This window comes from Methylomonas sp. AM2-LC (assembly GCF_039904985.1).
GTDB lineage: Bacteria > Pseudomonadota > Gammaproteobacteria > Methylococcales > Methylomonadaceae > Methylomonas.
In genome coordinates this window covers 1,561,955-1,584,735 of record NZ_CP157005.1, presented here as the reverse complement: position 1 = coordinate 1,584,735, position 22,781 = coordinate 1,561,955, and the positions used below count along the sequence as shown (strand labels likewise).

Genomic DNA, 22,781 nt, shown 5'->3' with positions numbered 1-22,781 from the left:
AAGCTTTTAATTTCAGCGTTTTACTGAAAAACTGCGCCATTTCAAAAATATGCAGCATTTTTCTTTAAAAGGCATATATCATTTTTAATCTAACTTTAGATTTTAACTTGCCAAATATTCTTAACATACTATGATAAAAAAATCATATATTAATTTTATTAGTATTCCAATTATAAAGACGCACTCAGGTAAAATCTATTGTGATGAATTATGGGCAAAAGACTTAAAACTTCATTTGGAGTATCTTTCAGACTTTCGACTTTGTTGTCCAGTGGTTTACAGTGAAGATATCGAAGGTCTTATCGATATATCAGATTATGCTATTAAAAATATTTATGCCTTAAAAAAAGATTTTGGCTTAATGAGTGTAGTTAAAAATATATTGCCCAATGCTTTGGGGGTGATACAAGCACTAAAGCACGCAGAAATAGCCCATTCGGGTTGTGCAGGCTGGGCATTCCCTTTGTCATTCTATATTTTTTTTCTTAAACCATTTTTTTCTTTTCAATGGGTTATTGTGATGGAATCATCATTTTGGATGATTAATAGCCATGAAAAAAATAGTTTAAGGAAGCTAATTGAGCATTTTGTTTACAAAACAATTTTAACACTCGCCATGCGTGTAGCCGATGCCCGAATATTTACCCAGTCATTTTACCGGACCTTCTTTTTAAAGACAGAAACAGATAGAACTTTAATTAATCCTGCCATTTGGGTAGATCAAAAATATTTATTATCACCTGAAATAGTGACTGACCGTTATTTACAACGTAAAAACAAAGTGCTGGAAATAGTTTATCCAGCCCGTTTGATTGAAGACAAAGGTGTTTATGTTTTATTTGATGCTATCAATTTATTAAAAAAATCTCAAGTAACTGTTAATATAACTATTATTGGCGAAGGTGATTTACTTGGGCAATGCCAAGAATTTGCAAAGAATGATTATGGCAATGTAAAGGTTTCTTATCGCCCTACGGTAAAGTATGGCAATGAGTTTTTTAATTTACTATGTAATTATGATTTAGTCTTAGTTTTAAACTTAAAAGAAGAACAACCCAGAATTATATTCGATGCATTCAGTCAAGGTTTAAGTATCATTGGAAGCAATACCTCAGGCATATTGGATATTACTGTTAACGGCGAGAACGCATTGATATTTGAAAGAGGTAATGCTGAAAGTTTATGTGGCGCTATCACTGATACAGTAAAAAATCCTGATCGACTGTCCACCATGGGCATAAATGCACTAAGGTTCATGCAAGGTAAAACACATTGGCAAATGCATAAAGATCGGGCTTTATTCTTGGAATCTGTACTAAAATAGCGGTTGCTAATCCCCAGCCGTCCTCAGTTAAGTCTATCGGCTTAGATGGAACCCTAGCGTTCAGCGTTTAATTAATAAACACTGATCAAGATTAAAACCCTCTACACCTAAATACTGACGCTACTAATACCATTACTATCTGCGGCCCAGCGCACACAATCATCTTTGTAACTGCCATAAGCCACCAGCGGAATTTTCAAGTTTTTCCACAAAGCTTCAATCACTTTTTTCTCTATTTCCATTTCCGAGCCAATAGCGGAGTCGGTATTAATTTTAACCAAATATGAACAGTTCCCACTATTATATTCAATCACTTTATATTCACTGAAATTGACCGAAAAACCAACCCACTCCTGAAGTCTGCCAAGCATTTCATCTGCAATACGTTCATTAAAAAAAACATCAAAATCAATAGAAAGTCTCATTTCACCCAACCTTGATTATTACTATGAATCTATTTCGAGCTGAATCTGTATAAATATTATAGACTGGTTTACGCTTCCTAACTGATTCAGCCTGTTATCTATACCACTTTGCTAGCGTGACATTAAAACCGTATCAACAATTTACAACCTATTTGTTAAGAATAGTGTAGCTGCTATTGATAAAAATAAAAGCTATAACGACCTCATTTCGATTTTAGCACGCTGATTTTTTTCACAACTTCCCTACCTGACACGCATAGGTAATTGCAATATCCAAAAAAAATTTGCCAAGCTCCACAAAAAATCTAAAAAGAGATTGGTAACTATACCATTTAAACTACACTTAGTGCTTCTAGAGCGCAATTTAGGACAGTAGTATTACAGCATTGCACCTGATAGACTATCTATTTCGTATTGATTCTTAATTCTTGAAGCTTCGAGTAAGTAACCGCTTTAGTAGTTGATACCGACAAAAGATTCCATCTTCAATCACTTGCAATAGACCACTTTGAAATCTAAATTGCCTAATCAATTAACAATAACAACTCAGCTAGCGGGTTAATACACCATGGAAAAATCGCTCGCCATTGTTGGAGCAGGTCTTTCAGGCGCGGTCATTGCCAATCAACTTGCCCAAGCGGGTCATCAAGTAAGTGTTTTTGAATCACGCAGCCATATTGGCGGTAACTGCTATACGGAACGTGATAAAGACACAGGAATTATGCTCCACCGTTATGGACCGCATATTTTTCATACCAATAATCAACAAACATGGGACTTCATTAATCGTTTTGCTGAATTTGTACCGTTTACAAACCGTGTAAAAGCCATTGTGAATAATAAGGTTTTCAGCCTACCTATCAACCTGTTAACCATTAATCAATTCTTTGGTAAAACGATGGGGCCAAATGCCGCACAACAATACCTTCTCTCTAAAACAGATAATTCGATTACCAATCCAATCTCTTTCGAAGAACAGGCGTTACGTTTTGTTGGAAAGGAATTATATGAATCATTTTTTAAAGGTTATACAATAAAACAATGGGGATTACATCCTCGCGACTTGCCTGCGAGCATTCTAAAACGTATTCCCATTCGCTTTAACTATGACGACAATTATTATAATGACCGTTACCAAGGTTTACCTCGTAATGGATACACAGATATAGTGGAGCGCATGCTAGACGTACCCGGTATTACGGTATATCTAAACACTTCTTTTGCATCCGTTGACAAGTCAGACTACCATCATGTCTTTCAAAGTGGTCCAATTGATGCTTGGTTTAACTACTGTTGTGGCCGTTTAGCCTATCGCACCCTGGATTTTGAAATTATTCGTAGTACAGGCGATTATCAAGGTAATGCTGTAATTAATTATTGCGATCAAGTTATACCTTATACCCGTATTACTGAACATAAACATCTTGCTCCCTGGGAACACCACGAGCACACTGTTTGCTACAAAGAGTATAGCCGTGCCTGTGGCGATAGAGATATTCCTTATTATCCGCTAAGACTGAGCAATGACAGCCTGCAATTTCAGAACTACTTGGATTTATGTCGACAAGAAACAAACGTAACCTTCGTGGGACGCTTGGGTACTTATCGATATTTGGATATGGATGTCACCATTACAGAAGCACTTGCAATTGCTGACAACTATATCAAAACTCACAGCTAATAATAGTGTGAAGAATTATATGAATCTACGTTTAAGACGTATCAAAACTGCATTTAAATTCAGGGTATTAAACCCGCTGCGCTATCTATATGACGAATGGCTGTTAGCAATACAAAGTAACAAAGAATGGCAAAATACTACTTATCCGACTAGCTCTAAGCCGGTACGTCTACTCCTGTTATGCGATAACGGCAATTACACCAGTGATCAACAATTTAATGTATTTCAAAAACACCGCCATAAATTACGCAAAAAACTACGTCTAATATCAGTTAACTTATTGATTGATGATGTGCAATCACTGCATAAAAGACTACTAACACCTTTTGACATTATTGGCATTAAATTATCATTTAATAAGTCTCCCAGCGAAGCTGAGCGTATTGTTAGTAGTCTTTCTGATATGTTTCCTACCCAAAAAATCATTTATTTCGATGGCGATGATGATTTATGTGTGCAATGGCCTGCACTATTAAAATATGTAACTACTTATATTAAAAAACATGTTTTTAGTGACCGTTCTGAATATCAGCGCAGCTTTGTAGGCAAATCAAATCTAACCGACTATGTTCATCATCTACATGGGGTTTCGTTCTCTGAAAACATGATTCCGAATACTTTACCGGTTCCTGTTGAATATCAGAATAAAGTGATTCTTGGCTATAACATTGCGATGGATGCAAAAATCGAAGAGTTGTCGGACATGACTAGTAATCGGTCCCTAGAAACAGCAAGGCCCTATGACATTGCGTGTCGCGCATCAATTCCATCGGATTGGACGTATCAACTGCGAAATGTCACGCCCTTACTAGAGGGTATGAAAAATCGTTACCAAATATTGGCCCCAGTTGAACGCGTTTCTCAAGCTAAATATTATGAAGAAATGCTATTCAGCAAAATTTATATCAGTCCGTTTGGTTATGGTGAAATCTGCTGGAGGGACTTTGAAGCAGTACTGTGCGGTTGTTTATTGATAAAACCTGATATGAGCCATATTAAAACAAATCCAGATATATTTCAGGCAGGTATCACTTATATACCTATTCGCTGGGATTTTAGTGATTTAGAAGACAAATGCGCTTATTACCTAGATCACGAAAATGAAAGAAAACAAATCGTATCCAATGCACGCGCAGTTCTCACCGAGTTTTATAACAACGAAGGCATTATAAAAATCATTGCTGATATCGTGTGCCTTTAAAACCCGCCTTTTCTGGCTGCTAAAACTGCTTATAAAGCATCCCCTATAAGCAGTTTTACACCTATAAACATTGCCAAAAAACGCTTATCAAGTGGGTTTATTCATTCTCAATTAACCTACATCCTGACAACCAAAATGGTAATGATAATCTGCCATAGCGCGGACAATAACTTCATGTGCTTCTTCACGTCCGTAGACATTGGTAATTTCACAATCGTTAACTTCAGAAGGTAAATGTTTATAGGTTAAAAAATAGTGCTTTAGTCGATTGATATAAGATTCTGGACAATCTGAAACATCGCGCCATTGTCTATAGAACTCATCACCTTTCATGACCGCTATAATTTTGTCATCGGCTTCGCCACCATCCAGCATGCGAAAACCACCGATAGGAATCGCTTGTAACAAAATATCACCGTGGGTGACGCTACGCTCACTTAACACGCAAATATCTAAAGGATCACCATCGCCTTTCAACACCCGCCTCCCTGATTTTGATTCGGCAAATTCAGCGACTTTTTCTGCGCAATAAGTGCGTGGAATAAAACCATATAGCGTGGGAATCATATTAGAAAACTTTTGTGGTCTATCAATTTTTAAATAGCCACTTTGTTTATCTATTTCATATTTAACAGTATCCGAGGGTACAATCTCAATGAAAGCGGTAACAATAGAGGGTGCACCCTCTCCCGGTGGAATGCCGTGCCAAGGATGAGCTTTATGTAAAATATTCATTTAAATTTAGTTATATTGTATTAAAAGTTGTGCGTATATCGCCAAAAAGCTTAGTCGTAAAAAAGGAAAATTCATTATTTTCTAACAATGTAGCATTACCACCACACTTGCCCAATATCATCAAAAAAATTGGCATTAAATGCATTATTTCCTATTACTACACCAATATTGTTTTGAGTCCGTCACGGGCAAAACAACATGGGTGGACTACTAGTTCATTTATACTATATTATGAGTCGTTAATTTTAACCAGAATAAAAACCATTATTTTTTTAAGGAGTTACTATGGAACGTCGCAATTTTATACGTTTAAGTGTTGCAAGCACCGCCGCGGGTCTTTTGGCTCCTGTTATCAGTCAGGCAGAAGCAGGAAAACCAATTCCTCCTGCAGCAGACATTTACTTCACCAAAGAAGCGCCTGGTCGCTGGGCTGGCAAAGAAGCAACGCATTTACCGTCTGTTGAAATAAGTAAATCAGGCAGCGAAACCAGCATTAAAGTGGTGACTCCGCACGAAATGAAAGGCTACGAACATTATATTGTTAAACATGTACTGTTAGATAAAAATTATAAATTTCTTCAAGAACATATGTTTGATCCCACTAAAGACTCCACTGCTATTTCAACATTCGTGCTTAAAGACTATTCTGGCACTGTTTACGCATTAAGCTTATGTAACAAACACGATCTTTGGTTAAGCAAAGCCGAAGTATAACTTTAGCGGCATCTGCAGTCATTAACAAGAAGCGTATATCCGTCCTGATTGAATTAAGCAGGACGGCATCTTATTGGCATTTTATATCTATTAAGAATAGTTAGGGCGACTGTATGATTAAATTTACAGTTGCAATTAGCTCTCCATATTGTTTACAAATGCTATATACCTACAAGCTGTGCAATTGTATGATTGATGAGCAGCAACACACCCTATTACAGACTCAAACTAAATAACGATATGCCAAACATTTCCTAATATTTAAGGATATGGCAGATGTTATAAATATAGATATGTTTATATTTTAGCATCAAGCGCCGACATTGAATGAAAATTCATAGCCATTTAAAGTAATTTCTTTATTGTAAGTAAGCCAATTACCCTTGAAAATTTACATTAGCATGCCTACCTTATTCAAACTATAACAATTCTGCCACAGAAATATTCAAACAAGCTATTTCATCCTCCACCACATTTCACAACTTAAAGAATTTATGCAGACTTCAATCGACAAGAGCCTTGTAACCAATGCAGTAGCAGTGTTCATTATTTTATTGGGTTATACCAGCCCTGTGTTATCTAGCACGCTAAAGTCCATAGGTTATTTTGCATTTTCTGGTGCGATTACCAATTGGCTGGCCATTCATATGTTATTTGAAAAAGTGCCCTATTTGTATGGATCGGGGGTAATACCCGAACGTTTTGAAGAATTTAAAGCATCCATTAAATCTTTGATGATGAAACAATTTTTTACCGTGGAAAATATTGAACAATTTATCGAAACAGAGGAACAGGAAGGCGGTAAGTTACTCAATATGCAGCCATTACTTGCCGCAGTAGATTACGACAAAATATTTGCAGGTTTAGTGAGTTCTATCATGAATTCGCAATTTGGCGGTATGTTGTTAATGATGGGCGGTGAAGAAGCGTTAGTGCCACTTAAAGAACCGTTTACAGAAAAAATGCGCATCACTTTACAGGAAATGGTGGAATCAGATCAGTTTAAACTGGCTTTGCAGCACGGTTTGAATGCCCATAAAATCGGAGAAGATTTAAGCACTAAAATTGAATCGGTCATAGACAAACGTCTAAGTGAGTTAACACCGCAATTGGTTAAAGAAATGGTGCAAGCCATTATTAAAGAACATCTGGGCTGGCTAGTGGTGTGGGGCGGCGTCATCGGTGGAGCGCTAGGCTTGTTATTTGGAATTAGCTAAAAGTAAATTGCCATTGGCCTGCTGTTGACATTAGACAAAGAAAGCAACAGCAGGAGCGTATAAAAACCCACGCGTTATTTTTCTAGCAATAGTTTTTCACATTGCGCTGGCAATGGTGGCGTAATTGCTGGCGAGGTACTTGCGCCTTGCTTTGCTTCTGCTGTAAACCACCAACTCAAACTCGCATCACAACCATCTCCCGCAGGTAATTCCTGTTGACTTTCACACAGCGTATTTTTAGCTGGGCATTTCAATCTTACGTGAAAGTGGTCGTCATGCTTCCACCAAGGCCGAATTTTACGCAACCATTCCACGGTTTCAGGTGATTTTTGTTCACAAAGCGCTTGCTTGATACTGGGATTTACAAAAATGCGATCAACTTCAGGTTGACGTGCGGCGGTTTCCAGGATTTTTGCATGGGCAGGCGTCCATTGTTTAGAGTCCACCACATTGGCTTGCGCATCAACCATCGACGCAGCGCTCCAGATTTCTCGTTCATCACTCGTCAAAATTCGCTCATTGGCATGGCTGGATAATAAAAACCAGATATCAACATCCAGGCCATTTTGATGGCTACGATGTCCATACAGCATGGGGCCGCCACGGAATTGACCCAGATCACCAATCAACAAGGTGCCTAGTTTAGACGATACAACACGACTGCCTAGTTTTTCAATGAAATCAATCAAAGTAGGATGACCAAAATAACGTTGGCGCGAAACACGCATGACTTGATAGCCATTGCCAAGCAAAGGTAAAGGCATAGCTCCGCTAATACAACCATTGGTATAGGAGCCTATGCTTTCACTGACAATTGGTGTGTTAAGGGATGCCAAACCAGTCACCGAATTAAGCCTTTTATCTTCCGCATTACCCACATTACTGAGAATGACAAAAATAAATAAAGTCAGATATAGAATACGATCTCGAAGATTTTTCACAGTCTAAGTTAAACTTTTATTCCCAAATTGGCACTACAATACCCGCTTCAGCTAGCCAATCATCCAGTTGCGGTGAATGCGTTTCTATCAATTCCTGCAATACATCATACCAATAGCCCGCAGCAGCTAATTCCTCGAGACTATCAATAGGAATACTTGGAAAACTGTAGCGTAATGTAACATAGGTCTGGTTTGATATAGCTTCACCGGCATTCTGTTCTTCATCATCAACAGCCACTGACCACCGATAAACAGACCCTTCAAGCAAAAAGAATCGGTAGTCAACCAGCCGCACACTATGCAAACCTTGGGCAGGCTCATTATCCAGATGCACTTGTAATGCAGGCTGATCATCCCCTTCTTTAGTGATGGTCAGCAATAGTTTTTGGGGTTTGGGTAGTGAACTATACCAATATAATACCGGCTGTGACTTAGACGTTAATCCAGTGTGCCTGGGGGCCAGGATTTTAATAGGGATTTTTGCTCCAAAACTACGCGTGCCGCCACCCGCCAGTGTCATAGGCGAACCGGTTTTGGGTGGATTATATTTTAATAAACCTTGACTATAAGCATAGCTCGAGATAACTAATAGCAAAGCAACACTCAGTCTTTGCATGAATTTTTTGTTCAAAATATCACTCCAGTCAAGTCACTAAAAGCTACGCTCTGCACCTAAAACTTGAAAAATCTTTAAAAATTTATTTTTCCCTTTCAACTGAAACTCCCCCACTATTTGTGTGGGATAAAGCTCACTCACATAGCTCTGTGTTGTTTCCCCAATTAACACCCTACAGGGATGTTCAGGCGTGGGTTGAGCTATGTTTTTATCAAAACTTTCAAGCCGCGAAGCAATATTTACTGTATCTCCAATCACAGTAAACTCCATACGTAGCGAACCGCCAAAACTACCTGCCACCAGCGAACCCGTATAAACACCAGCACGCATGGTAATACTAGGCAAACCTTGCTGCTGCCAATGCTGATTCAGCGTGCGCAAGCGTTCTGCAAATTGCATTGCACAATGTACCGCACGCTGTGCATCGTATGCAATAGCGGCTTCGGTTTCGCTTTTAATGGGCACTCCAAACACTGCCATAATGGCATCACCAATGTATTTATTAATGACACCACCGTGTTCAATGATACAGGCACTCATCACTTCCATATACTGATTTAACCATTTCATTAACACTATGGGTTCCATATTTTCCGCAACTGAAGTGAAATTGCTTAAATCAGTAAACATGACAGTTGCGGTGAGTGTCACAGGGCGCACCCCTCCTTCATTAAAAAACTGCTCACGATCTTTCCATAATCTATTCGCAACTTCTTTCGACACGTGACTAGCGAATAGTTGCATCAATTGACGTCTTTCTGCCCTTTCACGACTGGAAAAATATAACACACTTAGTGCCAAGGCACTGCCCCACCCCACTAAAGGGGCAATGACCGGTATCCACCAGCCATTTCGCATCAGTATCACATCGCAGACTAACAACAACAGAAATTCAACAACAATGATCAACAACAGCCAGATTAAGCTCAAGCGGCGTAAGCCTGTATATGCACCAACTAAACACCAGCAGATCAACCACGCATTTTCTCCACTATCTGCCCATGCAGCGAATGGCAGTGTGTGTTCCAGTGCCGCATTCAACAACTGACTAATAAAATAAGCGTGCTGCTCTACACCATAACGTCTAATTTCATTGGGCAGTAGACGGTAATCATGTAAGCTAGGGGCGAAGCCACCGAACAAAACTATTTTATCTTGTAGTGCCTGTGCTGGTATTTTACCATCCAGTAAATCGCCTAAGGTAAAAAAGCGATAGGATTGAGGCAAGCCAGGATATTGCAGCATAATTTGATAGCCATTGGTATCTATATGCCGATAAGCACCAAAATGTGCATCAATTCGAGGCAAACTTACCGTATTTAATTTAAGCGCGCCCTGCTCATCATTTTCAGCACCGATATTCTCTTTTGCCAAATATTGCAGAGTGATCAGTAATGGGAAAGAATAAAAGCTATTGCCATCCACCTCTAAAAACAACAAACCACGTCTGCTGACATCATCGGCATCCAGAATAATATTGCTAAACCCGATTTGTTCAGGCTTTTCTAACAATGCGGCAGGTGCAGTGATGGTATCTGTTTGTTGGTTACCAGCAAAAAATACCCAAACAATATTCTGATAATGCTGTAATAGTTTTTGCAGAGCTTCCGCTCCTGGAGGTGCAGGCCTGTCACGGTATTTATCAACACCAATCACTCTAACGCCTGCATTTTCCACAATTTGCAGGGCATCAGCAAATACCTGATCCGGTATAGGATGGCCATAGCGACGAATATCCGCTTCCGTTTCACCAATCACAGTAATGCGATCATCAAGCTTAGTCGTGTCCCTAAACAACAAAAGTCTATCATAAGCACTTAATTCCAGCCCTTGCAACACGCCTAGCGACTGCAAACCTAAACAGCCTGCAATAGTGATCAAGCTTACAATAAAACAAACAACTACCGGTAAGCGCAGACATTTGTATATTGCTGCCAGGTAGAGAGAAACATTCATTGATAACCTCGAAAAACTGCATTTTGGCCAACTACCACCCTCACAGACAGCAGAGAAATATCTACAGCAGCAAACAATTAATCAAAACGCCGTACATCTTTTGGCAGTTTATCAAACACCGGGTGTTTGTGGATAGCATAGCATTCTGGATAATAAACAGCCCCTAAGTGCAAGCCATGAGGTGGAGCGGTAACCCCCGCTTGCGCACGATCTTTTATGTGCAATAAATGCTGTGTCCAATTTTCCGGCTGCCGTCCCATACCAATTTCCATTAAAACACCCGTGATATTTCTAACCATATGGTGTAGGAACGCATTGGCACAAATATCAATAATAACCTGCTCATCTCGCCGATACACATCGATGAAATGCATCATGCGCCAAGGGCTTTTTGATTGGCAGCCTTGCGCTCTAAATGAACTGAAGTCGTGTTCGCCAAGCAAATATTGTGCGGCTCTATGCATCTTATCTGCATCCAACTCCTGATAACACCAAGTAACCTGCGATTTGAATAAAGCGGATTTCATGGCTCGATTCAGAATGACATACCGATAAAAACGGGCAATAGCACTATAACGGGCATGAAAATCCGCTACTGCAGGCTGCGCCCAAGTAACGCGCACGTCGTCAGACAAAGCACTGTTTACCCCTAATACCCATGCCTTAATATCACGATCCGCCTGTGTATCGAAATGTACCACCTGCTCTAATGCGTGAACGCCCGCATCGGTGCGGCCAGCACAAATGACACTAATTTCCTGATCGGCAATCTTGCTCAATGCAGTTTGCAGTTCGCTTTGCACAGTACGTTTATTGGTCTGCCATTGCCAACCAGAAAAGGCACTACCATCATATTCAACACCTAGAACAATACGCGTCATGACTAACTACTCATGAATAAACACCCGACAACCGACATTAACCCAGTTATACAGAGTAATCACATCACTATTTAGCATACGAATACAACCATGTGAGGCAGGACCAGCCAATACAGTGTCATCGGGGCTACCATGGATATAAATATAACGCCAACTGGTGTCTACATCTCCATAGCGGTTTATACCGGCTTCTAAACCGCCCAACCAGAGAATACGACTCAATATCCAATCACGATCTGGCTCTGCAACAGCAAGTTGCGGCGTGTATATCTCACCCGTTGCACGGCGACCGACAAAAACGCTATTAATGACAGCATTACCACCAATTTTTGCACGAATACAGTGCCAGCCCAGCGGTGTACATTCACTGCCTTTACGTTGACCAGCACCCTTTTTAGCCGTCGATACTGGAAACGTTTGGCTAATTTCACCCATTTCCAGCACCGCCAAGCGTTGTTCAGCTATAGAAATATCTATATAACGCTCAATTTCTAGCTTCATGCTTTTACAAACAAGGCAATTGATTCTACATGTGCTGTTTGCGGAAACATATCCATCACCCCTGCTTTAACTAATGTATAACCCAATTCATTGACCAATATGCCTGCATCTCTGGCCAGAGTAGATGGATTGCAAGATACATAGACAATACGCTCTGGCTGCCAGTGCTTAAAATTGTGTAATATTTCCGCTGCACCTGCTCGCGAGGGATCAAGTAAAATTTTATTAAATTTTTGTTGGCTCCACGGCTGCGTACTCACATCTTTAGTTAAATCTGCCGCATAAAATTCGACATTATCCAGATTGTTTAAACGCGCATTTTCTTTAGCATGATTAACCAACGGTAAATCACCTTCTACACCCACCACCTCCCCAGCCTTAGTGGCTAAAGGTAAAGTAAAGTTACCTAAACCGCAAAACAAATCCAGTACTCTATCCTGCCTGGTCAGTTCCAATGCGTCCAAAGCCCGATTGATCATCTTACGGTTAATTTCGTAATTAACTTGTGTAAACATGGCAGGCTTAAATTTAAAGGTCAACCCCAGATCCGGTAATACATAATAAGGTGTTATTTCAGCCTCTCCGTCTAAAGGCACTATGCTGTCAGGACCTTTGGGTTGCAGGCAAATGCTTACCCCATATTTATGTGCAAACTCACGCATGTGTTGTTTATCCAGCAGCGTTGGTGGCTCTAAAACCCTAAACGCCAACACACAATCCTGATCACCAATCGCTACTTCTATTTGCGGAATTTTATCTTTAATAGTTAAACAGGCAATCATTTCGCCTAAGGCCAATAAATTCTCACCGACCAAGGGATGCATCACTTTACAGCTATCGATTTCCGCTAAATAAGGATGACGGCGCTCCCGAAAACCTACCAGTACTCTGCCTTTTTTTGCGACATATTTAACGCCCATTCTGGCTTTGCAACGATAACCCCAATGTGGACCCGTCAAGGACTCCCATATGTTTGGGATTTGCAATTTACCGATACGGCTAAACTGTTCTTTGAGCAAGCCTTCTTTGATGATAATTTGCTCAGCATCCGCGACATGCTGAAAACTACAGCCTCCACAAACACCGTAATGAGCGCAACCCGGCTTAATGCGTTGCGCAGAGGGATTAAGGACATTAACCACTTTACCTTCCGCATAATCTCGGTGACTATCGGTGTAAACAAATTCAACCTGTTCACCGGGTAAAGCTTCATCAATAAAAACCACTTTGCCATCAACACGGGCTACGCCGCGTCCATCGTGCGATAAAGATTCAATAGTAACGCTGATTGCTTCCTGTGGTAATTTTTTCTTATATGCCATATGTTGTTCAATGTTAATTATGCCGCCACAGTGTTACTGATGGCTCTGCAAAAATGCGCGTGTCTGGTTGGCCCTGAGGGCATCAGTTCGCATGAAACTTATGCTCTACGCATATCAAATTTCAGTAGGCTTGAGTTTTTACTCTGCGAGACTGGCAGTAAACCTAAAATTTGATGTATGCAGAGTTTAGTTATTCTGTTCGGTTAATCTGGAAACACTCCAGTAGATAGATAGCGGTCGCCCCGATCACAGACTATCGCTACAATCAATGCGTTCTCGACTGTTTTTGCGAGTTCCAAAGCAGCATAAACGGCTCCACCGGAGGAAATTCCGGCAAAAATACCTTCTTGTGCAGCTAAAGCCCGGGTCGTATTTTCTGCTGACAGTTGATCGACTTCTATGATTCTGTCCACTTGGTTTGCATCGTATATTTTGGGCAAATATTCTTGTGGCCAACGGCGAATTCCCGGAATTTTTGACTGGCCTGCTGGCTGCACTCCCACAATTTGTACAGCAGGGTTTTGTGCTTTCAAATACCGAGAAGTACCCATAATGGTACCTGTAGTTCCCATTGAACTGACAAAATGCGTAATTTTACCCTGCGTATCTCGCCAAATTTCAGGACCTGTAGACTCAAAATGTGCGAGTGGGTTATCTGGATTGGAAAACTGATCCAAAATCCGGCCTTCGCCATTAGCCTCCATAGTCTTAGCCAGATCGATAGCAGCCTCCATACTGCCAGTCGCAGGCGTTAAGATAATATCTGCGCCGTAAGCTTTCATGGATGCAATCCGCTCTGAACTCATATTATCCGGCATTATCAAAGTCATTTTATAACCTTTGATAGCTGCGGCCATGGCCAAGGCAATTCCTGTGTTACCGCTGGTCGCTTCGATCAGGCGATCACCAGGCTTAATTTCACCTCTTTCCTCAGCATGTTTTATCATGCTCAGTGCAGGACGGTCCTTAACCGAACCTGCAGGATTATTACCCTCTAATTTCACCAAAATGGTATTATTAGTCGTTAAGCTTAATCGTTGCAAACGAACCAAGGGTGTATTACCGACAAATGACTCTATGGTAGGAAAATTCATGGTGCTCTATACTGATTACTATTCGAATTTAAATTATATCAAATCAGGATTTTCTCAGCTTAACGGTCTTCACTTCCTTTTCTAACCTAATCAGTTCAAACACTATTTTTTATGGAACCTTTTGATCTTAATGCGCCTGAACTCTACATTAACCGTGAACTGAGTCTGTTAGAATTCAACGTTAGGGTTTTAGCCCAAGCGCTGGACGAAAGACTACCGCTACTGGAACGCTTAAATTACTTGTGTATATCCTGTTCCAATCTTGATGAATTTTACGAAGTACGGGTTGCCAGTCTGTTACAAATGGCAGAAATGGACCCCAATGTTATCAGTACTGACGGATTAAACATTAAAGAACAACTGGAAAAAATTGCGATAAAAGCACACCGTCTGGTCGACGAACAGTACCGGGTTTTAAATGATATATTAATTCCCACCCTGGAAACGGAAAATATCCGCTTTTTACGCCGTGATCGTTGGAGTGCCTCGCAAAAAAACTGGTTGGAAAAATATTTTAACGAAGAATTATTACCGATACTCACACCAGTGGGATTGGACTCAGCCCACCCTTTTCCGCGCATTCTTAACAAAAGTTTAAATTTCATCATTTCTTTAACCGGAAAAGATGCATTTGGCCGCAACAGTGGCCGCGCCATTTTGCAGGCTCCGCGTGCTTTACCACGTATTATTCAATTACCACCCAACGAAACCGATAGTGGTGCCAGTGACTTTGTATTCCTGTCATCCATTATTCATGCCTTTATTACTGAACTGTTTAATGGCATGACGGTAAAAGGCTGTTATCAATTCAGAGTCACCCGCAATAGCGATTTTTTTGTGGATGATGACGCCATAGATGATTTACTGTTGGCGGTGGCCGGTGAGTTGGCGATGCGTAATTATGGTGATGAAGTGCGTTTGGAAATTGATGCCAATTGCCCGGAAGAAACTGCCAATTTCTTGCTGTCTCGCTTCGATCTGACCCAAGACCGCTTGTTTAGAGTCAATGGCCCGGTCAATCTGAGCCGTATTCAGGCACTGTATAACATGATAGAGCGGCCCGAATTAAAATTTCCATCGTTTAAGCCCTCAGTACCCTCGGCATTTGGCCGCACCAAGGATTTTTTTGCCAGCATCCGCAAACAGGATATTTTACTACATCATCCCTATGAGTCTTTTAATCCGGTGGTGGATTTTATTCGTCAGGCGGCAGTTGATCCAGATGTCATCGCCATTAAACAAACTTTGTACCGTACCGGTGTCGATTCTCCTGTGGTGGGTGCCTTAATCAAGGCTGCTAAAGCGGGTAAAGAAGTGACGGTAGTTATCGAACTACGCGCCCGTTTCGATGAAAAAGATAATATTGGCCTGGCCTCTAAACTTCAGGAAGCGGCAGCGCATGTGGTTTATGGTGTAGTAGGCTATAAAACCCACGCCAAAATGTGTCTGGTACTCCGCAAAGAGGGTGATACTTTACGCAACTACGTGCATTTAAGCACCGGCAATTATCATCCAAAAACCGCCAAACTGTATACCGACTACGCTTTATTTTCCAGTGAAAAAGAGCTGGGAGAAGATGTAAGACGCATTTTTATGCAACTAACCAGTTTAGGAAAAGTTAGTAAGCTTAACAAACTATTACAGTCGCCATTTACCCTGCATCATGGCTTAATAAAACTCATCGAGCGTGAGATAGAAAATGCGCAGAAAGGCAAACCCGCACAAATCATTATTAAAGTGAACGCGGTGGTGGAAGAACAAGCCATTCAAGCCTTATATCGCGCCTCTCAAGCCGGAGTAAAAATTCAGCTGATTGTACGTGGTGTGTGTAGCCTGCGCCCAGGCATACCGGGTGTCTCTGACAATATTGAAGTACGTTCTATCGTTGGCCGTTTTCTAGAACACACACGCATCTATGCTTTTATGAACGGTGGCGACTGGGCAGTGTATGCCGCTAGTGCCGACCTCATGACTCGCAATATGTTTAGACGCGTGGAAATTTGCTTCCCAATCACGGATAAAAAAATCAGTGAGCGTATTATGGGTGATTTGGAGGGGTATTTAAAAGATAACTCTCAAGCTTGGCTACTTCAAACAGATGGACAATACTTGCAAACAAAACCTGGCGAATGGCCGATTTATCAGGTGCAATCGGAGTTATTAAACGCCTATTGTCAATAAGGAAAATCAGCATGCAGAAATTGAAAGATGTGCGCCAAGTAGTGCTTGATACTGAAACGACAGGTATTAACCCTAAAGAGGGTCATAAAATCATCGAAATTGGCTGCGTGGAACTGATTAACCGGCGTTTAACCAAAAAAAACTATCATGTTTATTTAAATCCAGAGCGGGAAATTGATGCGGGTGCCATCGAAGTGCATGGCATCAGCAATCAATTTTTAAAAGACAAACCCAAATTTAAAGATGTAGTCGAAGACTTTATGACGTTTATCGCCGATGCGGAATTAATTATACATAATGCGCCTTTCGACGTCGGCTTTATCAATCATGAACTGGGGCAACTAGCCTCTGAAACCCGAACCATAGAAACACATAGTACCGTGTTCGACACCTTGGCCTATGCCCGGCAAAAACACCCTGGCGCGCGTAACAGTCTGGATGCCTTGTGCAAACGCTACGGCATAGACAATAGTAAACGCGAATTACACGGCGCCTTGCTTGACGCGGAAATACTGGCCGAAGTTTATCTGATTATGACGGGCGGACAAGCGTCCTTACTGGATGATGAACAGCAACCAGACGGCGGCCACGAACAACCGCTTATCCGCCTGCCAGTAGACAGGCCACCGCTTAAAATCATCAAATGCACCGAGCAGGAAGAACAGGACCATCTGCAACGGCTGGCAAAAATCAATAAAGCCAGTGGCGGAGAGTGCTTGTGGGAAAAGTTAGTAAATTCGTAATTATTTAGCGTCGTTTATTTGCAATTAAAATCAATGGCTGTAGGGTGTGCTGAACGAAGTGATGCGCACCAGTGCTATAGCTGTACTTTCTGTTGCGGATATATCTTACAAAAATTGACCATTACGGTGAATAGTTACTAAAATTCTATTTTATTTCTGACAATTTAGTATATCAGTTTCAATCTGATCCTAAAGTGAAGAGTAAAGATCGACCCTAAGCGGAAGTTCGTAAATTTAACTTGAATGTCCGGTAAAAAGCCAAAACTGTAGGTTGGGCAGAGCAACGCGAAGCCCAACATTTCGAAGCAGATTAGCATATAATTATCATATCCTTAAATACTACCTGATATTATCAGGTTTATAGCTTCAAACGTTGAAAGAATGCCAACAATCATAAGCCAATACCCAAGCAGATAAACATTTGCCATGGTTGGCGACATTACCTTTGTGCCGAAAGAAACGGCAATGCCTTTGGATATTACAAAAGTTTTGGCAATAAGAAACAGCATAAAACCGGCAATAGTAATGATAAACGCGTATGGGGTTGGGACTATGCCTCGAAAAATATTGAATGCGCATAACGAAGTAGCCATAATCAACGGTAGATAAGCGGCCGCCTTACCAAATATAGAAAACTCGTTTTCGTGGAACAGACTATTTTTCATGGCATATATCGTAGAGCTATACGGAAAGCTGAATAAACAAAAGCCTTACCCCCTACTTATCCATCTTTAAGTATCCACACCTTAACCGCCCTGCCCTTCACTTTACCTGCCGCTAATTTGCGCACCGCTTCGCGGGCAATGTCACGCGCAACGGCAACAAAGGTGGTTTGCTCTGTCACATTAATTTTACCCACCTGCTCCTTGTTAAAGCCGGCTTCCCCCGTTAGCGCGCCCAAGATATCACCCGGACGAATTTTATCCTTGCGCCCGGCTAATATCAGCAAAGTTTCCATCGGCGGCAATAAAGGCTGAGTTTGTGCGCTTTGCAGCGAATTTAGCGTATGCCATTCTGGCTCTATATTCATCATGTCCGCAATTTGCGCCACGCGGCGTTGTTCTGACGGACTGCATAAACTTAACGCCCAGCCATTTTCGTCTGCGCGCCCGGTGCGACCAATACGATGAATATGAACTTCTGGATCGGGCGTTATTTCCACATTGATTACCGCTTCCAATTGACTGATATCCAGCCCACGCGCAGCAACATCGGTAGCCACCAATACCGAGCAACTGCGGTTGGCAAAGCGGATTAACACCTGATCGCGGTCGCGCTGTTCCATATCACCATTTAGGGTAAGCGCATGAAAACCCTGGGCCTGCAAATATTGCAATAATTCCCGGCATTGCAGCTTGGTGTTACAAAATGCCAAAGTGCTGACTGGACGATAATGCTTCAGTAACAAGGCTACGGCTTTTAAGCGATCGGAATCCTGTACTTCGTAAAAACGCTGGCGAATTTTACTGTCTTCATGCTGTTCCGCTAATTTAACTTCCTGCGGATGGCGTAAAAACTGTGCGGCCAAACGCGCAATGCCATCTGGATAAGTGGCAGAGAACAGTAATGTTTGCCGGCCATCTGGACATTGCTTGGCTACAGAGGCGATATCGTCGTAAAACCCCATATCCAACATGCGATCAGCTTCGTCTAACACCAGCGTATTTAAAGCTTCCAACGTCAGGGTGCCGCGACTAAGATGGTCCATGATACGCCCTGGAGTGCCAACCACTATATGAACACCATGATCTAAACTGGCGGCCTGCGGTCGTAACGGCGTACCGCCACACAATGCCAGTATTTTGATATTGTCTGCATGACGCGCTAAACGGCGTATTTCTTGAGTTACTTGCTCGGCCAGCTCCCGAGTGGGACATAACACCAAGGTTTGTACCGCAAAGCGACGCGGATTAAGATTATTAAGCAATGTCAATGCAAAAGCGGCGGTTTTACCGCTACCGGTTTTGGCCTGAGCAATCAGATCATGCCCAGCCAATGTAATCGGCAAACTGGCTGCCTGTATCGGCGTCATATTCCGATATTCCAGTTGTTGCAAAGTTGCCAGCATGGCGGGTGACAAGGGTAATTGGTTAAAGCTGCCGTCAATAGGCGTTGCTTCAGAGAGTGGCATAGGCGTTTCAATAGTATTTTTCATAGCTTATTATCCTTAGCTATGCAGTGACTGCCTAGAAAAATATGTGTGATGGGATAAATTAATTTAATTAACCAAGTTTATACTATTCAATTTGATCAGCTGCAATCCATAGGGCGTCAATAGGCGATAGCTGTATTGCGCCGAAAATAGCAGATAACATAATTCACCATTCAATTATCAGCCTAATAAAACCCTCTCTTTGGTTCATTGCACCTTATACATTCTTTTTAATGGAAGGGTAGTGTGGCGCTGTTACGCATTTTTACGAACAGCCATTCCTAAACCTAACAAACCTAAAGCAAACATTGATAGCATTTCTGATTCTGGCACACTGGCTGCATGAGAACTCAAAATAAGGGTGCCATTATCGATATTGGAAAGTGTATTATATTGCCATGTTGGCCCTATTTCACCGGCAGGGTAACTCACTGCTTGTGCGTTTAAAATAATAGTATGCCATTCATAAGTCAATAATAAGCTGCTAGGTAATGAATCACTTCCAACTGTAAAAGAGTTAAAAGAAGCATCGTTAATATTTACCGACTGTAAAACATCTTCCCGATACTGATATAAATTGGTTCCTAAAGTAGTTTCAGTCAGACTTAAAACGACATCATACCCACTAGAAATATTATTTTTGGAATCCAAAGCGATACTATTTGGCCAGAAAACTATAGGATAAGCAGGTGCTGCATTTATAACATTCGACTGTATGATTGAAGTAGTATTTTCGTTAAAATTTATATTGTTTATAACATAACTGATGTTACTACCCGGTAAAGGTGGAAAACCGAATGGAAAATCCAACGATAATGTACCGGTAAGTTGACTGATGCCATTGGAATTACTGAATGATGAGTTATTATCCAGCGTATAAGTACCCGATTGAACATTGAAGGAAACTAAGAGCCCTAAAAAAATCTGTAGTTTATATTTCACGAATTTAATCCTTTAATACGACAGACAACAGTTAAAACCTAAAAGTCTAACGAGCTAAATTAGTCTCGTCAACTAACAAAATTAAAATACGGCGTCAAAGCCCGACTAACTATCATGAAAAATATCTTGCTATTTCAGCCATACTTACAGGCATCCCAAACACCATCAAGCTATTCAAAAACGATTATTTCCGCACTCTAAACCCACGATCAGCTTTATAAGTTATCATTGCTCATCACCTATTTTCGTGCCTACGCGTCAAGTAATCTGTTACCATTTTACCCGCAAAGCTTGATACTCGGCCTGTGGCTAGCAGTTACCGAGACAGGATTTTCACCTACTAGAATATGCGCATTGCTCAGCCGCTAATGTGAATTGAACCCGTTATTTTAGTCTTATTATTTACAAACACTTACATTAAAACCAGCAAACCACTTGCGCCCTCATATTACATAATTACTTTCTTACCCATGCCCAACCTGATTTCAACCTTAACACTGCGTATTCTATTCACATACGGACTATTACACTGCGCCCTATTACAAGCAGACCCCATGGCAGAAGCGCCGGATGCTGTCGAACAGTTTTTCAATAAACCTCAAAGTCTGGATGCAGCAGAGTTATTTAAACGCGGTAAACTGTATGATAAAGGCGAAGGCATGCCGCAAGATAAGGCTAAAGCGCTGGATTTGTACCACAAAGCAGCAGAACTGAATTACGCAGAGGCACAATTACTGTTGGGTATTATTTATGACCAAGGCATAGGCGTCACTCAGGATTATGCGCAAGCACTGTCCTGGTATCGGCGAGCTGCCGAGCAAGGCTATGCCAAAGCGCAATTTAATTTGGGTGCTATGTATGACGAAGGTTTAGGTGTTCCACAAGATTTTACCCAAGCCGCCAACTGGTATCGCGCTGCTGCCGAGCAAGGTTATGCCAATGCGCAGTTTAATCTGGGTGCCATGTATTTAAATGGCGAAGGCGTTGCGCCAGATAATATTGAAGGCTATATGTGGTTAAAACTGGCGGCCGATCAGGGCTTTGCCGCCAAAGTTAAAGCATTGACCAGCCTGGTTAAGTCGCTGACTCCTGCGGAAATTAAACAGGCTAAAAAACGTGCCAAAGATTGGCAAAAAAGTCATGCACATATTGCATTACCAAGCGAGTAAGCAGGGTTTTAGCGACTTGTTATCTCCGCAATGAATTCTGGGAGTATACATTCCCACGATTACGCTGACGCTAATCGTGGCTAAGCACTGTTTTTTTTGATAAAAATCAGATTGACAATGACGCATTAACGCAGTAAAAAATAAATTAATTGTGTAGGTTTGGTTAGCACGGCAGAGCGTAACCCAACAATGAAAGCTATAGCCCCTTGCAATAATTTAGCGTAGTTTTTTGAAATTAAATCAATAAACTATAGAATGTACTGAGCAACATAAAGCGCATCTGTCGCGATTGATGCGCCTCCTTTCGTCGGCACATCCTATGCAGGCTTACTTTTACGGTAAATAGTTACGCTTTTTTAAATTAAAAACCAGCGTAGCCACACAACAAAATCTTACCGCCCATTTCTGCATTTATTTGGAGAACCACTATGCAACAACAGCAAGCTTATCCTGATGTCGCTAATCAACCGCTAGTGTCTATTGTCAAAGGTGTGGATAAGGATGTGGAACACGGCGAAGACATTATTATGCTGGGTTATGGCTTGGTATTGGCCGCCCCTATGTTCGCGCCCATTGCGCCACCCCATATATTGCTACCTTTGATGGCTCTGGCGTTTTTGGTTTCGGTTTGTGTCGCCCGCCACCATTTTCATGCTATTCAGCACAAACTAAAACTATCTATGGCGCTACGGCAAGATTACGATTTTTCACGACTCAAACCCATTTTGGATGTATTTGCCGAATATCCCAAATTTACGCTAACCCATGGTTTTAATCCGCTAAAAAATTTACTACGCACCGCTAAAAGCGTACTGGGCGCAATGATGATCAATCCATTCTGGATGCCGATTTTTTATCTATTAGGGCTACAGTTTGTAGAAGAAAAACAATTACAGGTTTTAAACCAAGCGGTTTTAAAATTGGAACAAAAAACTTCGGGTTGCGATTAAATAGTAAAACGCAATAAACCTATTTAAAACCGTTCG

General features: G+C 41.3%; 21 protein-coding genes. 9 read left to right on the top strand and 12 right to left on the bottom strand.

Features of this window, described 5'->3' with window-relative positions; genetic code table 11:
• Positions 1-130 precede the first annotated feature (130 nt).
• Positions 131-1,324, top strand: coding sequence for a glycosyltransferase family 4 protein (locus tag ABH008_RS07115; protein WP_347989160.1), 1,194 nt, complete (start codon positions 131-133; stop codon positions 1,322-1,324).
• A gap of 107 nt (positions 1,325-1,431) precedes the next feature.
• On the opposite strand, the gene ABH008_RS07110 is transcribed toward ABH008_RS07115, so the two are convergent.
• On the bottom strand, positions 1,432-1,749 hold the full coding sequence (locus tag ABH008_RS07110; RefSeq protein WP_347989159.1) for a hypothetical protein: 318 nt from the start codon (positions 1,747-1,749) through the stop codon (positions 1,432-1,434).
• A 568-nt stretch (positions 1,750-2,317) separates the two neighbouring features.
• Between ABH008_RS07110 and glf the strand changes: the two genes are divergently transcribed.
• Positions 2,318-3,430, top strand: coding sequence for a UDP-galactopyranose mutase (gene glf, locus ABH008_RS07105; protein WP_347989158.1), 1,113 nt, complete (start codon positions 2,318-2,320; stop codon positions 3,428-3,430).
• Between the two features lie 19 nt (positions 3,431-3,449).
• On the top strand, positions 3,450-4,631 hold the full coding sequence (locus ABH008_RS07100; protein WP_347989157.1) for a glycosyltransferase: 1,182 nt from the start codon (positions 3,450-3,452) through the stop codon (positions 4,629-4,631).
• A 111-nt stretch (positions 4,632-4,742) separates the two neighbouring features.
• On the opposite strand, the gene ABH008_RS07095 is transcribed toward ABH008_RS07100, so the two are convergent.
• Positions 4,743-5,366: an inorganic pyrophosphatase gene (locus ABH008_RS07095; protein ID WP_347989156.1), complete on the bottom strand. Its 624-nt coding sequence runs from the start codon at positions 5,364-5,366 to the stop codon at positions 4,743-4,745.
• Positions 5,367-5,651: 285 nt separating this feature from the next.
• Here ABH008_RS07095 and ABH008_RS07090 point away from each other — a divergent pair, with 285 nt between their 5' ends.
• Entirely contained in the window at positions 5,652-6,080 is a 429-nt protein-coding gene (locus ABH008_RS07090; RefSeq protein WP_347989155.1) for a desulfoferrodoxin family protein, read from the top strand.
• Between the two features lie 494 nt (positions 6,081-6,574).
• Positions 6,575-7,297 (top strand): DUF445 domain-containing protein, encoded by a 723-nt coding sequence (locus ABH008_RS07085; protein WP_347989154.1) that lies wholly within the window; start codon positions 6,575-6,577, stop codon positions 7,295-7,297.
• A 74-nt stretch (positions 7,298-7,371) separates the two neighbouring features.
• Here ABH008_RS07085 and mepA read toward each other — a convergent pair whose 3' ends face one another.
• The 7 genes from mepA to cysM form a co-directional block, all read right to left on the bottom strand.
• Entirely contained in the window at positions 7,372-8,238 is an 867-nt protein-coding gene (mepA, locus tag ABH008_RS07080; protein WP_347989153.1) for a penicillin-insensitive murein endopeptidase, read from the bottom strand.
• A 16-nt stretch (positions 8,239-8,254) separates the two neighbouring features.
• Positions 8,255-8,869 (bottom strand): DUF928 domain-containing protein, encoded by a 615-nt coding sequence (locus tag ABH008_RS07075; protein ID WP_347989152.1) that lies wholly within the window; start codon positions 8,867-8,869, stop codon positions 8,255-8,257.
• A gap of 21 nt (positions 8,870-8,890) precedes the next feature.
• The gene (locus tag ABH008_RS07070) at positions 8,891-10,810 is read right to left on the bottom strand and encodes an adenylate/guanylate cyclase domain-containing protein (protein WP_347989151.1); all 1,920 of its coding nucleotides are present in this window, start codon (positions 10,808-10,810) and stop codon (positions 8,891-8,893) included.
• Between the two features lie 77 nt (positions 10,811-10,887).
• Entirely contained in the window at positions 10,888-11,691 is an 804-nt protein-coding gene (gene truA, locus ABH008_RS07065) for a tRNA pseudouridine(38-40) synthase TruA (RefSeq protein ID WP_347989150.1), read from the bottom strand.
• A gap of 6 nt (positions 11,692-11,697) precedes the next feature.
• Entirely contained in the window at positions 11,698-12,192 is a 495-nt protein-coding gene (locus tag ABH008_RS07060) for a L,D-transpeptidase (protein WP_347989149.1), read from the bottom strand.
• Positions 12,189-13,514: a 23S rRNA (uracil(1939)-C(5))-methyltransferase RlmD gene (gene rlmD, locus ABH008_RS07055; RefSeq protein ID WP_347989148.1), complete on the bottom strand. Its 1,326-nt coding sequence runs from the start codon at positions 13,512-13,514 to the stop codon at positions 12,189-12,191. Before rlmD ends, ABH008_RS07060 begins: the two co-directional genes overlap by 4 nt.
• A gap of 203 nt (positions 13,515-13,717) precedes the next feature.
• Positions 13,718-14,608, bottom strand: coding sequence for a cysteine synthase CysM (gene cysM, locus ABH008_RS07050; protein WP_347989147.1), 891 nt, complete (start codon positions 14,606-14,608; stop codon positions 13,718-13,720).
• A gap of 111 nt (positions 14,609-14,719) precedes the next feature.
• On the opposite strand from cysM, the gene ppk1 reads away from it, so the two are divergent.
• Positions 14,720-16,789 carry a polyphosphate kinase 1 gene (ppk1, locus tag ABH008_RS07045; protein ID WP_347989146.1) on the top strand — a complete coding sequence of 690 codons (2,070 nt, stop codon included), beginning with the start codon at positions 14,720-14,722 and terminating at the stop codon, positions 16,787-16,789.
• Positions 16,790-16,800: 11 nt separating this feature from the next.
• Entirely contained in the window at positions 16,801-17,532 is a 732-nt protein-coding gene (gene dnaQ / locus ABH008_RS07040) for a DNA polymerase III subunit epsilon (protein WP_347989145.1), read from the top strand.
• Positions 17,533-17,864: 332 nt separating this feature from the next.
• Here the strand turns inward: dnaQ and ABH008_RS07035 are convergent, their stop codons facing one another.
• The 3 genes from ABH008_RS07035 to ABH008_RS07025 form a co-directional block, all read right to left on the bottom strand.
• Positions 17,865-18,197, bottom strand: a complete 333-nt coding sequence (locus ABH008_RS07035) for a hypothetical protein (protein WP_347989144.1) — start codon at positions 18,195-18,197, stop codon at positions 17,865-17,867.
• A gap of 56 nt (positions 18,198-18,253) precedes the next feature.
• The gene (dbpA, locus tag ABH008_RS07030) at positions 18,254-19,687 is read right to left on the bottom strand and encodes an ATP-dependent RNA helicase DbpA (protein WP_347989143.1); all 1,434 of its coding nucleotides are present in this window, start codon (positions 19,685-19,687) and stop codon (positions 18,254-18,256) included.
• 252 nt (positions 19,688-19,939) lie between these two features.
• Positions 19,940-20,626, bottom strand: a complete 687-nt coding sequence (locus ABH008_RS07025) for a hypothetical protein (protein WP_347989142.1) — start codon at positions 20,624-20,626, stop codon at positions 19,940-19,942.
• A 554-nt stretch (positions 20,627-21,180) separates the two neighbouring features.
• Here ABH008_RS07025 and ABH008_RS07020 point away from each other — a divergent pair.
• The gene (locus ABH008_RS07020) at positions 21,181-21,795 is read left to right on the top strand and encodes a tetratricopeptide repeat protein (protein ID WP_347989141.1); all 615 of its coding nucleotides are present in this window, start codon (positions 21,181-21,183) and stop codon (positions 21,793-21,795) included.
• A gap of 428 nt (positions 21,796-22,223) precedes the next feature.
• On the top strand, positions 22,224-22,745 hold the full coding sequence (locus tag ABH008_RS07015) for a hypothetical protein (protein ID WP_347989140.1): 522 nt from the start codon (positions 22,224-22,226) through the stop codon (positions 22,743-22,745).
• Positions 22,746-22,781: the final 36 nt, after the last annotated feature.

What these genes read in the sequence shown, in the direction of transcription:
- ABH008_RS07035 (WP_347989144.1), bottom strand. Translation starts at nt 18,197, where the DNA reads ATGAAAAATAGTCTGTTCCACGAAAACGAGTTTTCTATATTTGGTAAG.
- dnaQ (WP_347989145.1), top strand. Translation starts at nt 16,801, where the DNA reads ATGCAGAAATTGAAAGATGTGCGCCAAGTAGTGCTTGATACTGAAACG.
- ABH008_RS07095 (WP_347989156.1), bottom strand. Translation starts at nt 5,366, where the DNA reads ATGAATATTTTACATAAAGCTCATCCTTGGCACGGCATTCCACCGGGA.
- ABH008_RS07115 (WP_347989160.1), top strand. Translation starts at nt 131, where the DNA reads ATGATAAAAAAATCATATATTAATTTTATTAGTATTCCAATTATAAAG.
- ABH008_RS07090 (WP_347989155.1), top strand. Translation starts at nt 5,652, where the DNA reads ATGGAACGTCGCAATTTTATACGTTTAAGTGTTGCAAGCACCGCCGCG.
- ABH008_RS07100 (WP_347989157.1), top strand. Translation starts at nt 3,450, where the DNA reads ATGAATCTACGTTTAAGACGTATCAAAACTGCATTTAAATTCAGGGTA.
- ABH008_RS07110 (WP_347989159.1), bottom strand. Translation starts at nt 1,749, where the DNA reads ATGAGACTTTCTATTGATTTTGATGTTTTTTTTAATGAACGTATTGCA.
- ABH008_RS07060 (WP_347989149.1), bottom strand. Translation starts at nt 12,192, where the DNA reads ATGAAGCTAGAAATTGAGCGTTATATAGATATTTCTATAGCTGAACAA.
- ABH008_RS07015 (WP_347989140.1), top strand. Translation starts at nt 22,224, where the DNA reads ATGCAACAACAGCAAGCTTATCCTGATGTCGCTAATCAACCGCTAGTG.
- cysM (WP_347989147.1), bottom strand. Translation starts at nt 14,608, where the DNA reads ATGAATTTTCCTACCATAGAGTCATTTGTCGGTAATACACCCTTGGTT.
- ABH008_RS07070 (WP_347989151.1), bottom strand. Translation starts at nt 10,810, where the DNA reads ATGAATGTTTCTCTCTACCTGGCAGCAATATACAAATGTCTGCGCTTA.
- ABH008_RS07085 (WP_347989154.1), top strand. Translation starts at nt 6,575, where the DNA reads ATGCAGACTTCAATCGACAAGAGCCTTGTAACCAATGCAGTAGCAGTG.
- dbpA (WP_347989143.1), bottom strand. Translation starts at nt 19,687, where the DNA reads ATGAAAAATACTATTGAAACGCCTATGCCACTCTCTGAAGCAACGCCT.
- ABH008_RS07020 (WP_347989141.1), top strand. Translation starts at nt 21,181, where the DNA reads ATGGCAGAAGCGCCGGATGCTGTCGAACAGTTTTTCAATAAACCTCAA.
- truA (WP_347989150.1), bottom strand. Translation starts at nt 11,691, where the DNA reads ATGACGCGTATTGTTCTAGGTGTTGAATATGATGGTAGTGCCTTTTCT.
- rlmD (WP_347989148.1), bottom strand. Translation starts at nt 13,514, where the DNA reads ATGGCATATAAGAAAAAATTACCACAGGAAGCAATCAGCGTTACTATT.
- glf (WP_347989158.1), top strand. Translation starts at nt 2,318, where the DNA reads ATGGAAAAATCGCTCGCCATTGTTGGAGCAGGTCTTTCAGGCGCGGTC.
- ppk1 (WP_347989146.1), top strand. Translation starts at nt 14,720, where the DNA reads ATGGAACCTTTTGATCTTAATGCGCCTGAACTCTACATTAACCGTGAA.